Annotated in this window: 7 protein-coding genes; 4 read left to right on the top strand and 3 right to left on the bottom strand. The window is 71.6% G+C overall.

Annotated elements, in window-relative coordinates; all coding sequences use genetic code 11:
• Positions 1-2,853, bottom strand: coding sequence for an aconitate hydratase (locus SNR22_RS13585; protein WP_320066911.1), 2,853 nt, complete (start codon positions 2,851-2,853; stop codon positions 1-3).
• Positions 2,854-3,011: 158 nt separating this feature from the next.
• Here SNR22_RS13585 and SNR22_RS13580 point away from each other — a divergent pair, with 158 nt between their 5' ends.
• Together SNR22_RS13580 and SNR22_RS13575 are read left to right on the top strand one after the other, a co-directional pair.
• Positions 3,012-3,368, top strand: a complete 357-nt coding sequence (locus tag SNR22_RS13580) for a VOC family protein (RefSeq protein WP_320066910.1) — start codon at positions 3,012-3,014, stop codon at positions 3,366-3,368.
• A 102-nt stretch (positions 3,369-3,470) separates the two neighbouring features.
• Complete coding sequence (locus SNR22_RS13575) at positions 3,471-4,136, top strand: DedA family protein (RefSeq protein WP_320066909.1); 666 nt, start codon at positions 3,471-3,473, stop codon at positions 4,134-4,136.
• An 80-nt stretch (positions 4,137-4,216) separates the two neighbouring features.
• On the opposite strand, the gene SNR22_RS13570 is transcribed toward SNR22_RS13575, so the two are convergent.
• Together SNR22_RS13570 and SNR22_RS13565 are read right to left on the bottom strand one after the other, a co-directional pair.
• Complete coding sequence (locus SNR22_RS13570; protein ID WP_320066908.1) at positions 4,217-4,879, bottom strand: C39 family peptidase; 663 nt, start codon at positions 4,877-4,879, stop codon at positions 4,217-4,219.
• Between the two features lie 620 nt (positions 4,880-5,499).
• Complete coding sequence (locus SNR22_RS13565; protein WP_320067183.1) at positions 5,500-5,685, bottom strand: hypothetical protein; 186 nt, start codon at positions 5,683-5,685, stop codon at positions 5,500-5,502.
• A gap of 57 nt (positions 5,686-5,742) precedes the next feature.
• Here SNR22_RS13565 and SNR22_RS13560 point away from each other — a divergent pair, with 57 nt between their 5' ends.
• Positions 5,743-6,459 carry a hypothetical protein gene (locus SNR22_RS13560; protein WP_320066907.1) on the top strand — a complete coding sequence of 239 codons (717 nt, stop codon included), beginning with the start codon at positions 5,743-5,745 and terminating at the stop codon, positions 6,457-6,459.
• A gap of 148 nt (positions 6,460-6,607) precedes the next feature.
• Complete coding sequence (gene pulA / locus SNR22_RS13555) at positions 6,608-12,100, top strand: pullulanase-type alpha-1,6-glucosidase (RefSeq protein WP_320066906.1); 5,493 nt, start codon at positions 6,608-6,610, stop codon at positions 12,098-12,100.
• The last annotated feature ends 245 nt before the right edge of the window (positions 12,101-12,345 follow it).

The raw sequence follows: 12,345 nt of genomic DNA, 5'->3' as shown, positions 1-12,345 counted from the left end.
TCAGTTGGCGATCATGCGACGCAGGACGTACTGCAGGATGCCGCCGTGGCGGTAGTAGTCCGCCTCGCCGGGAGTGTCGATCCGGACCACGGCGTCGAACTCCACGCCGGTGTCGGTGGTGACCTTCACGGTACGCGGGGTCTCGCCGTCGTTCAGCGCGGTCACCCCGGTGAACGAGAAGGTCTCGGTGCCGGTGAGGCCGAGCGACTCGGCGGTGGTGTCGACCGGGAACTGCAACGGCAGGACGCCCATGCCGATCAGGTTCGACCGGTGGATCCGCTCGTACGACTCGGCGATGACCGCCCGGACGCCGAGCAGCATGGTGCCCTTGGCCGCCCAGTCCCGCGACGAGCCGGAACCGTATTCCTTGCCGGCCAGGATGACCAGCGGAATGCCCGCCTCCTGGTACGCGGTGGAGGCGTCGTAGATCGAGCTCTGCTCGCCGGTCAGGTGGTTGACCGTGAAGCCGCCCTCCACGCCCGGGACGAGCTGGTTGCGCAGCCGGATGTTGGCGAACGTGCCCCGGATCATCACCTCGTGGTTGCCCCGGCGGGAGCCGTACGAGTTGAATTCGTGGCGCGGCACGCCGTGCTCGGCGAGGTACGCCCCGGCGGGGGAGTCGGCCTTGATCGAGCCGGCCGGGGAGATGTGGTCGGTGGTCACCGAGTCACCCAGCTTGGCCAGCACCCGAGCCGGACCGATGTCGGAAACCGGCGCGGGGTCCCGCTGCATGCCCTCGAAGTACGGGGGCTTGCGCACGTAGGTGGAGTCGTTCTCCCAGGCGAAGGTGTCGCCGGTCGGGGTGGGCAGTGACTGCCACCGCTCGTCGCCGGCGAAGACGTCGGCGTACGCGGCGCTGAACCCGGTGGCGCCGATCGCCTGGGCGATGACGTCCTGGATCTCGGCGCTGTTCGGCCAGATGTCACGCAGGAACACGGGCTGGCCCTGGGCGTCCTCGCCGAGGGGCTCGTTGGCCAGGTCGATGTCCATCGTGCCGGCGAGCGCGTACGCCACCACCAGCGGCGGGGACGCCAGGTAGTTCATCTTGACGTCGGGGTTGATCCGGCCCTCGAAGTTCCGGTTGCCCGACAGCACCGAGACCACGGCGAGGTCGCCGGAGTTGACGGCGGTGGAGACCTCCTCCGGCAGCGGGCCGGAGTTGCCGATGCAGGTGGTGCAGCCGTAGCCGACCAGGTTGAAGCCGAGCTTGTCCAGGTAGGGCGTGAGGCCGGCGCGCTCGTAGTAGTCCATGACGACCTTGGAGCCCGGTGCCAGGGTGGTCTTCACCCACGGCTTGCGGTTCAGGCCCTTGTCGACGGCGTTGCGGGCCAGCAGCGCCGCGCCGATCATCACCTGCGGGTTGGAGGTGTTGGTGCAGGAGGTGATCGCCGCGATCACGACGGCGCCGTGGTCCAGCTCGTAGGAGACGCCGTCGGCGCCGGTGACCTGGACGGGGTTGCTGGCCCGGCCCCCGGAGCCCATGGCCGCGGTCGCCAGGTCGCGCGGCTCGTCGGCCGGGTCGCTGAAGTCGTTGGCCGGCGGGTCGCTGGCCGGGAAGGACTCGGCGCTGGCCTCGTCGGCCGGGCCGTTGGCGCCCACGGGGAGCTGCTCGCGGGCGACGCCCGGCTTGAGGTCACGCTTGACGGCGGAGTCGTCGGCCACGTAGTCGGTCAGCGCGGCGCGGAACAGCGTCTTGGCGCTGCCCAGCGGCACCCGGTCCTGCGGGCGCTTCGGGCCGGCCAGGGACGGCTCGATGGTGCCCAGATCGAGCTCCAGGCGCTCGGAGTACTCCGGCTCGGCGGCCGGGTCGTGCCAGAGGCCCTGCTCCTTGGCGTACGCCTCGACGAGCGCCACCTGCTGGGAGTCGCGGCCGGTCAGCTCCAGGTAGCGGATGGTCTCGGCGTCGATCGGGAAGATCGCGACGGTGGAGCCGTACTCCGGGGACATGTTGCCGATGGTGGCCCGGTTGGCCAGCGGCACCGCGCCCACGCCGGGGCCGTAGAACTCGACGAACTTGCCGACCACTCCGTGCTTGCGCAGCATCTCGGTGATGGTGAGCACCAGGTCGGTGGCGGTGGTGCCGGCCGGCATCTCGCCGTGCAGCTTGAAGCCGACGACCCGGGGGATCAGCATGCTGACCGGCTGGCCGAGCATCGCGGCCTCGGCCTCGATGCCGCCGACGCCCCAGCCCAGCACGCCCAGGCCGTTGACCATGGTGGTGTGTGAGTCGGTGCCGACGACGGTGTCCGGGTACGCCTGTCCTTCGCGTTCCATGATCGTGCGGGCCAGGTACTCGATGTTGACCTGGTGCACGATACCGGTGCCCGGCGGGACGACCTTGAACTCGTTGAACGCGCTCTGGCCCCAGCGCAGGAACTGGTAGCGCTCCTTGTTGCGCTCGTACTCCAGCTCGACGTTGCGCTCGAAGGCGTCCGCACGGCCGAACAGATCGGCGATCACCGAGTGGTCGATGACCAGCTCGGCCGGGGCGAGTGGGTTGACCTTGGTGGCGTCGCCGCCGAGGTGGCGGACCGCCTCGCGCATAGTGGCCAGGTCGACCACGCAGGGCACGCCGGTGAAGTCCTGCATGAGCACCCGCGCCGGGGTGAACTGGATCTCCACGCTCGGGACGGCGGTCGCCTCCCAGGCACCGAGCTGGCGGATGTGGTCAGCGGTGATGTTCGCGCCGTCCTCGGTCCGCAGCAGGTTCTCCAGCAGAATCTTGAGGCTGTATGGCAGCCGCTCCTGCCCCTCCACCTTACTGATCTTGAAAATCTCGTAGCTCGCGTCTCCGACGCGTAGCTGGGTCTTCGCACCGAAGGTGTCGAGGCTCGCCACGTCGTACTCCTTCACACCAGCGACCGTGAGTAGTCCTGAGCAGTCTGTCGCACCGGCCGGGACGACGCCCCGGTTAGGTGACACTTACCGTGATTCCCGTTTCCTACAAAACCGTACGTCCGTCTTGCTATCGGCGCAACCTCGTGCCAGGCTCCGGGACGAGGAGTCCCGCCATGATCCATCACGTTCTGCTCGCCTGCCCACCCGGCTCCGAGGCCGCTTCCCGGGCGTTCTATGACGGGCTGCTCGGCATGACCGAGAAGCCCAAACCCCCGGTTCTCGCCGCCCGCGGTGGTTGCTGGTTCACCGGGTACGGCGCCGAGCTGCACCTCGGCGTCGCCGACGACTTCCGCCCCGCCCGCAAGGCCCACGTCGCCCTGCTCCGCCCCGACCTCGACGACCTCGCCGCCCGGCTGGCCGCCGCCGGCCACCCGGTCGACTGGGGCGGCGAGGACGAGCTGCCCGGGATGCGGCGCTTCCACACCGAGGACGCCCACGGCAACCGTCTGGAGTTCGTCACCCCGCTCTGACCAGCCGCCGGGCCGCCCGAGTGGGTGGTGCCGGCGGAGAGGGGGCGCGGTGCCCCGGCGGCGCGGGTAGGGTTCGAGGCCCGGACCTGAGAGGGGGGGGCCGTGATCGATGTGTCGCACTGGCTGTCCGCGCTGCCCCCGGTCGCGGTCTACCTGATCGTCGCCGGGGTGATCGGCGTGGAGAGCATGGGCGTCCCGCTGCCCGGCGAGATCGTCCTGGTCAGCTCCGCCCTGCTCGCGGCCACCGGTGTGGTGGAGCCGGAGTGGGTGGCCACCGCCGCGGCCTTCGGCGCCATCGCGGGCGACTCGATCGGGTACGCGGTGGGTCGCCGGGGCGGCCGTCCGCTGCTGGCCCGGCTGGGCCGACGCTTCCCCAAACACCTCGGCCCCGCACACCTCGCCCGCGCCGAGCAGAGCTTCGCCCGGCACGGGGTGTGGGCGGTCTTCTTCGGCCGGTTCGTGGCGCTGCTGCGGATCCTCGCCGGCCCCCTGGCCGGTGCGCTGCACGTGCCGTACCGCCGGTTCCTGCTGGCCAACGCGGCCGGCGGCCTGGTCTGGGCCTTCGGCACCACCTACCTGCTGTACAGCGTCGGCCGGGCCGCCGAGCACTGGCTCAAGGACATCTCCTGGGCCGGGCTGGTCCTCGCGGTCCTCGCCGGCCTGGGCAGCACCTGGTGGCTGCGGCGGCGGGCCCGGCGGCTGGAGCCGGTGGGGCCGGCCGATGCGGACGCCGCCGCCGAGCCGGTCCGCGCGGGCACCGACCGCTGACCCTCCTGGACCGGGGCCACGTCCCCCTCGTACGACGAAAGGGCCGGCCCCGGTGAGGGCCGGCCCTTGTCGTTGTCGGGTCAGGAGGCGGCGTAGCCGCGGGTGGCGATCCAGTCGGCGAGGTTGTCGACAGTGATCTCGTAGCTGGCCTGGTCGGGGTTGGCGGAGTCGGCGATCTTCACGATGCCACCGTTGTCGCGGTAGCCGACGACGCTGATGTAGTGGCCACCCTCGAACGAGTGGACGGCGCCGTCGATGTCGGAAGTGGTGCCGGCGATGTTGGCGACGACGGCCCGGCCGTTGTCGACGGTGCGCACAACGTCGGCGCGCAGCTTGTCGGTCTGACCGTCGTCGGCCTTGCTGCTCTTGATCTCGACGCTGCGGTACGCGTCAGTCTTGCCGGTCTCCTTGTTCAGGACGGGGGTGATGTCGTTGATCGAATCGGTGCCGTCCTCGGTGGTGCCCATCTCCTTGGCCATGGCGTCGACGCTGATGGCCTTACCCTGCACCGATAGGGCGTTACGCGCGGCGGCCGGACCACAGAAGTAGAAATTCGGCTGAGCCTCGTACCGCACATCGAGCTGCCGCTCCCCGCCGGCCTTACGGTCGGCCTGCACCGACGCGACGGGGGTGCTGGTGGTGGGTGCGGCCTGCGCGGCGATGGCGGGGGCGGCGATGCCGCCTGCGGTGGCGGCGAGAACGCCGGCGGTGAGGGCGGTCCTACGGATCAGATCGGTACGCATGAGCGTGCTCCTCTGGTCGGGGGACACGCGGCAGTGTTGTGTGCCGCGAAGGGGGGATCAGATCGGGGGGGACGAACCCGGCGGTCGGGGGACCTGCTCGGGTTGTCCGGGGGGTGTAACGACCCCGGCCGGCCCCGCATTCCACGGGAGCTTCGGTTCCGGGCGCTACCCCGGGCCGGTCTCGCCCGGGTGAACTATGTACAACGCCCCCGACCCCCCACCGATTCCACCACCGCAGTGACCCCGACCACCAGACACCCCATCCCAAACCGCCCACCGCCCCCAGACCGGACACCAACCCACCCCCCGTCGCCGCGTCGACTGACGCTCTCCTTCACCACGGGGCTCTCGGCGACACGGACAAGCAACCCAGCGAAGCCAGGAAGGCCACTTGCCTGGCGGCAGTGGCCTTCCTGGCTTCGCTCCCACTCCAGCCGCTCGTCTCCCACCCGGGCGAGAAGCCGCGGACGACGTTCTGAGCGGGGCGGCTCCGGCGAGCCCTCGCGTGCCGCCCGGGGTGATCGGAGGTGGGGGATGAGCGCATCGAACCGCTGGTACTCGCCGAAGTCGACGCCGATCACCGGCAGCCGCGCTGCGGTCTGCAACGCCGGTCGGAGGGCTCAGGCGGGGGAGTCGGGGCCGGGGGTGCTGGCCTCCGCGTGCCGGTCGCGCAGTCGGGCCCGGATCTCCTCCGGGGTGTACGCCCGCCGTCGCCGTTCGGCCCGGGCGACGACCACCCCGGTCGCGGCCACCCCCGCGAGACCGGCCAGCCCGAGCACCTTCCACCACCGCATCCGTTGCCGCATCCGCCTAGGGTAGACCCCCATGAGCGAGCAGAGCGTCGGCGGCGACGGGGTGAGGGCATGAGTATCGGCCTGGACGAGGCCGTGGAATTGACCCGCACCGGTGACGTGTGGGTGTTCCGTGGCCGCAGCGCACCCGACCGCGCCATCCAGTTCACCACCAACAGCCCCGTCAACCACGTGGGCATGGCGGTGGTGCTGGACGACATGCCGCCGTTGATGTGGCACGCAGAGCTGGGCCGGTCGTTGCGGGACATGTGGACCGGCACCCACCAGCGCGGGGTGCAGCTGCACGACCTGCGGGACGCGGTCTGCGTCTGGGCCAACCGGTACGGCCAGCGGGCCTGGCTGCGCCAGCTCGAACCGTCCGCCGAGGCGGAGATGGAGAAGGCGGTGCTGCGCACCGTCGCCCGCCTCGACGGCACCCCCTTCCCGTCCACCGCCCAGCTCGCCCTGCGGTGGGCGCAGGGCCGGGTGCCGCAGGTGCGGCTGCCCGGCCTGCGTCGGTTGGTCGCGCGGCCGGACGACGCCCGGGGAGAGCGGCCGGACGACGCCACCCGGCAACCGACGGGCGGGCCCGCCGTGCGGGACCGGGCGCTGGAGACGGCGTACTGCGCCGAGGTGGTCGCGGTGACCTACGAGGCGATGGGCCTGCTGCCCGCCGGCCGCCGGCCGAACTGGTACGACCCGGGCCGGTTCTGGAGCGGCGACGACCTCGGCCTGGCAGCCGGCGCCCAGCTCGGCACCGAGATCGAGGTGCACATCCCGCAACGCTGACCGGCCCCGCCATCGGTGCGGCCGTCCACATCGTCTGATCGGCTTCTTGCAAGGCAGCTGCCTTGTTGCGGCTTGGTTTGCAAGGCATTGCAGAATGTTTCGGCAAGGGCTAGCGTGCGGGCGAATCACGACCAGAGGAAGGCCGTCGATGAAACCCCCGCCGATGTCCCGTAAGGCGTTGCTCGCCTTGGTCTCCACCCTCACCCTCACCCTCGTCGGAGCCCCCGTCGCCGTCCAACAGCCCGCCGGGGCCGCCGGACGCACCGCCGACACCGATCCCCTCGCCGCCGCCGGCGCGGTGCAGTGGCGCTCCGAACCCTCCGTCGAGGCCCTGCTGAAGGCGGGCTCCGGCGACGCCCGCGCGGAGCAGTTCTACTTCGTCCTGCCGGACCGGTTCGCCAACGGCAACCCGCGCAACGACTCCGGTGGGCTCGCCGGGGACCGGCTGGCCACCGGCCTCGACCCGTTGGACAAGGGCTTCTACCACGGCGGCGACCTCAAGGGCGTCCTCGACAAGCTCGACTACATCCAGGGGCTCGGCACCACGGCCATCTGGCTCGCCCCGATCTTCAAGAACCGGCCGGTGCAGGGCACCGGCGCGGACGTCTCGGCCGGGTACCACGGGTACTGGATCACCGACTTCACCCAGGTCGACCCGCACTTCGGCACCAATGAGGAGCTGAAGAGACTGGTCCAGCTCTCGCACCAGCGGGGCATCAAGGTGTACCTCGACGTCATCGTCAACCACACCGCCGACGTCATCAAGTACGCCGAGGGCAAGTACGCGTACATCGACAAGAAGACCGCGCCGTACACCGACGCGCAGGGGCGGGAGTTCGAGGACCGCAACTACGCCGACGGCAGCCGGGACTTCCCGACGGTGAACGCGGGCTCCTTCCCGTACACCCCGACCTTCGACACCCCGGCCGACGCGAAGGCAAAGGTCCCGGCGTGGCTCAACGACGCCACCCTCTACCACAACCGGGGCGACTCGACCTTCTCCGGTGAGAACAGCGAGTACGGCGACTTCTACGGCCTGGACGACCTGTGGACCGAGCGCCCCGAGGTGGTCGAGGGCCTGACCAAGGTCTACGGCGACTGGATCGGCGGCACCGGCGTCGACGGGTTCCGGCTGGACACCGTCAAGCACACCAACCTGGAGTTCTGGCCGCAGTTCAGCCGGGGCATCGAACGCGCCGCCGAGAAGGCCGGAAAGAAGGACTTCTTCATGTTCGGCGAGGTCTACAGCGCCGACCCGGAGATCACCTCCAGCTACGTGCGGCGCGGCGGCCTGCCAGCCACCCTCGACTTCGCGTTCCAGGAGGCCGCCCGCGGCTTCACCGCCGCCGGCGGCTCCGCCAAGGCCCTCGCCGACGTGTACGCCCGCGACGACCTGTACGCCGCCCGGGACACCGACGCCAACCGGCTGACCACCTTCCTCGGCAACCACGACATGGGCCGGATCGGCTCGTTCATCGCCGCCGCGGGCGGGGACGACGCCACCCAGCTGCGCCGCGACCAGCTCGCCCACCAGCTGATGTTCCTCACCCGGGGACAGCCGGTGGTGTACTCCGGCGACGAGCAGGGCTTCACCGGCCCCGGCGGTGACAAGGACGCCCGTCAGGACATGTTCCCCTCCAAGGTCCCCGACTACCTCGACGACGACCTGATCGGCACCGACCGCACCCACGCCGACGCCCAGTACGACACCCGGCACCCGCTCTACCGCACGATCGCCGAGCTGGGCGCGCTGCGCCGGGCCCACCCGGCGCTGCGCGACGGCATCCAGGTCACCCGGTACGCGGCCGACGCCGCCGGGGTCTTCGCCTTCTCCCGGATCGACCCGAAGCGGCGCACCGAGTACGTCGTCGCGGTCAACAACGCCGGCACCGCGCAGACCGTCGAAGTGGACACCTGGTCACCCGGCGCGACCTTCGCCGGGATCTACGGCGGCGCGGCGACCGCGACCGCCGGGGCGGACGGCAAGCTGGCCGTGACAGTGCCGGCGATGTCCGCCGTGGTGTACCGGGCCGGTCGGGCGATCCCGCAGGCCGACGCGAAGCCGTCGATCGGCATCACCGCCCCCGCCCCGGACGTCCCGGTCGCCACCCGCGCTGCCGTCACCGCCCGGGTCACCGGCGACCCGCTGGCCACCGTCACCGTCGCCGCCCGGGTCGCCGGCGGGAAGTGGACCCTGCTGGGCAGCGCCCACGCCGCGCCGTACACCGTGCACCACGACCTGGCCGGCCTGGCCGGCGGAACGCGGGTCGAGTACAAGGCGGTCGTCCGCGACGGCCGGGGGCGCACCGCGAGCACCCGCTCCACCGCCACCGTCGGCACCCCGGCGCAGGGCGCGTCGCGGGACTGGGCGGTGGTGCACTACCAGCGCCCGGCCGGCGGGTACGACGACTGGGGCCTCTACGCCTGGGGCGACATCGACCCCGCGTACGCCACCGAGTGGCCGCAGGGGCAGCCGTTCGCCGGCGAGGACTCCTTCGGCCGGTTCGCCTGGGTGAAACTGAAGCCGGGCGCGACGTCGGTCGGCTTCCTGATCGTGGACTCCGACGGGAACAAGGACGTGGCGAACGACCGCACCATCGACGTGACGCAGACCGGCGAGGTGTGGGTGAAGCAGGGCGACGCCGCGCTCTATCCGACCCGGCAGGCAGCCACCGGCGAGCCGGACCCGCCGGTCGACGAGGCCACCGCGCTCATCCACTGGCGCAAGGCCGACAACGACTACGACGGCTGGGGCCTGCACCTGTGGGACGGTGCGGCCAACCCGACCGACTGGTCCGCCCCGCTGAGGCCGGAGCGGGTCGACTCCTTCGGCGCGGTCTTCCGGGTGCCGCTGGCCGCCGGGGCGACCGGGCTGAACTACATCATCCACAAGGCAGACGCCAAAGACCTGCCGGACGACCAGCGCCTCGACTTCGCCACCGCAGGCCGGGAGGTGTGGCTGCTCGCCGCCACCCCGGGCCGGTTGCTGCCGTCGACCTCGTCCGGGGTGTCCAGGGACCTGGACATCACCACACAGAAGGCACAGTGGATCGACCGGTCCACCGTCGCCTGGCAGGTCGGCGCCACCGACGGCCGGACGTACGCCCTGGTGGCCGCCCCGGCCGGCGGGCTGAGCGTCGTCGACGGGGAGCTGTCCGGGACGTACACCACGCTGCCGCTGCGGGCGCGGCGCAACGGGCTCACCGAGGCCCAGCGCGCGAAGCACCCGCACCTGTGGGCGTACCAGGCATTCGCCCTCGACGACCTGGCGAAGGTGCCGGCGGCGCTGCGCGGGCAGCTCGTGGTGACCGCGCGGGACGCGCGGGGTGCGCTGCTCGGCGCGACCGGGGTGCAGATCCCGGGCGTGCTCGACGACGTCTACCGCGCCGCCACCGGCGCGCTGCTCGGCGCGACCTTCGCCGGTGCAACGCCCACCCTCGCGGTCTGGGCCCCCACGGCGCGCAGCGTGTCGTTGGAGCTGTTCGACTCCCCGACCGCCGTGCCGCGCGCGGTGACCATGCGCCGCGACGACCGCACCGGAGTCTGGTCGGTGCGCGGCGCGCGGGGCTGGACCGGGAAGTACTACCGGTACCGGGTCGAGGCGTGGCAGCCGGCCGCGCAGAAGGTGGTCACCGCCTCGGTTACCGACCCGTACTCGGTGGCGCTCGCGCCTGACTCCACGCACAGTCAGATCGTCGACCTGGCCGACCCGGCGCTCGCGCCGAAGGGCTGGGCGAACCTGCGCAAGCCGGCCGCCCCGTCGGCGTCGAAGGCGCAGATCCAGGAGGTCTCCGTCCGGGACTTCTCCATCGCCGACACCACCGTGTCGGCCGAGCGGCGGGGCACCTACCTCGCCTTCACCGACCCGAACACCGCAGGCATGCGGCACCTCAGGGCACTCGGCGCCGCCGGCGTGAACTACCTGCACCTGCTGCCGGTGTTCGACTTCGCCACCATCCCCGAGCGCCGCGCCGACCAGAAGCAGCCGGCCTGCGACCTGGCCAAGCTGCCGCCGGACTCGGAGGAGCAGCAGAAGTGCGTCGCGGCGGTGGCGGAGTCCGACGGCTACAACTGGGGGTACGACCCGCTGCACTACACCGTGCCGGAGGGCGGCTACGCCGTCGACCCGGCCGGGGCGAAGCGCACCACCGAGTTCCGGCAGATGGTCGCCGGGGTCAACGACGCCGGCCTGCGGGTGGTCATGGACGTGGTCTACAACCACACCTCGGCCGCCGGCACGGACGCGAAGTCGGTGCTCGACCAGGTGGTGCCCGGCTACTACCACCGGCTGCTCGACGACGGAGCGGTCGCCAACTCCACCTGCTGCGCCAACACCGCCCCCGAGCACGCCATGATGGGCAAGCTGGTGGTGGACTCCCTGGTCACCTGGGCCAAGCAGTACAAGGTGGACGGGTTCCGGTTCGACCTGATGGGCCACCACCCGAAGGCGAACATCCTGGCCGTGCGGGCCGCGCTGGACAGGCTCACCGTCGCCCGCGACGGCGTCGACGGCAGAAAGATCCTGCTGTACGGCGAGGGCTGGAACTTCGGCGAGGTCGCCGACGACGCCCGGTTCGTCCAGGCCACCCAGGCCAACATGGCCGGCACCGGGATCGGCACGTTCAACGACCGGCTCCGCGACGCGGTGCGCGGCGGCGGCCCGTTCGACGGCAACCCGCGGGTGCAGGGCTTCGCGTCCGGCCTCTTCACCGACCCCAACGGTGACGCGGTGAACGGGTCGGCGGCCGAGCAGAAGGCCCGGCTGCTGCACGCCCACGACCAGATCAAGGTCGGGCTGACCGGCAACCTGCGCGGCTACCGGTTCACCGACTCGTCCGGCCGGCAGGTCACCGGCGGGCAGGTCGACTACAACGGCTCGCCGGCCGGCTACACCGCCGCGCCGGGGGAGGCGGTCACCTACGTCGACGCGCACGACAATGAGATCCTCTACGACGCGCTGGCGTACAAGCTGCCGCAGGCCACCTCGGCGGCGGACCGGGCCCGGATGCAGGTGCTCGCGCTGAGCACGGTGGTGATGGGCCAGGGGGCCGGGTTCGTGACGGCCGGCTCGGAGCGGCTGCGCTCCAAGTCGCTGGACCGCAACTCGTACAACTCCGGTGACTGGTTCAACCAGATCCGCTGGGACTGCGCCCGGGGCAACGGCTTTGGCGCCGGCCTCCCGCCGGCGACGGACAACCAGGACAAGTGGTCGTACGCGAAGCCGCTGCTGGCCGACCCGAAGCTGGTGCCGGACTGCACGGCGATCGACCTGGCGAACGCCCGGTACGCGGAGTTGCTGCGGATCCGCGGCTCCTCGCCGGTGTTCGGGCTGAGCAGCGCCGAACAGGTGCAGAAGCGGGTGACCTTCCCGCTCTCCGGCACCGCCGAGACCCCGGGCGTGCTCACCATGGCCCTCGACGCCCACGGGCTCGACGGGACGTGGAAGTCGGTGACCGTCGTCTTCAACGCCAGCCCGCAGACGGCGGAGCAGCGGGTAACCGGGCTGCGCGGTGCGGACGTGGCGCTGCACCCGGTGCTGCGCGACTCGGCCGACCCGGTGCTGCGCACCGCCTCGTTCGACCCGAGCACCGGCACGTTCACCGTTCCGGCGCGCAGCGTGGCGGTCTTCGTCCAGAGGTAGCCGTCGACCGGCCGGCCCCCTTCCGCCACTGGCGGAAGGGGGCCGGCCGGTGTCCAGCCCGTCCGCACCGCGACGGCCGGCGGACTACCCCGTTGGCAGGTGTCACCGTTGCCGGCTACCAGCCCTACCTGCCGTCAGGCGAAGCAGTTGGGGATGTGGCCGGTGCAGTTGGTGGGGTCGTTGTCGATGACGATGGTTTCGTCGTCGAGGCGGACTTTGCCGTCGTTGTTGACGATGCCGCCGGC

It is taken from the genome of Micromonospora sp. RTGN7, from assembly GCF_033804645.1.
GTDB lineage: Bacteria > Actinomycetota > Actinomycetes > Mycobacteriales > Micromonosporaceae > Micromonospora.
This window is presented reverse-complemented; position numbering and strand designations above follow the sequence as displayed.

Excerpts from the sequence above, each read along its gene's own strand:
- SNR22_RS13560 (WP_320066907.1), top strand. The coding sequence starts at position 5,743 with ATGAGTATCGGCCTGGACGAGGCCGTGGAATTGACCCGCACCGGTGAC.
- SNR22_RS13570 (WP_320066908.1), bottom strand. The coding sequence starts at position 4,879 with ATGCGTACCGATCTGATCCGTAGGACCGCCCTCACCGCCGGCGTTCTC.
- SNR22_RS13580 (WP_320066910.1), top strand. The coding sequence starts at position 3,012 with ATGATCCATCACGTTCTGCTCGCCTGCCCACCCGGCTCCGAGGCCGCT.
- SNR22_RS13565 (WP_320067183.1), bottom strand. The coding sequence starts at position 5,685 with ATGCGGCAACGGATGCGGTGGTGGAAGGTGCTCGGGCTGGCCGGTCTC.
- pulA (WP_320066906.1), top strand. The coding sequence starts at position 6,608 with ATGAAACCCCCGCCGATGTCCCGTAAGGCGTTGCTCGCCTTGGTCTCC.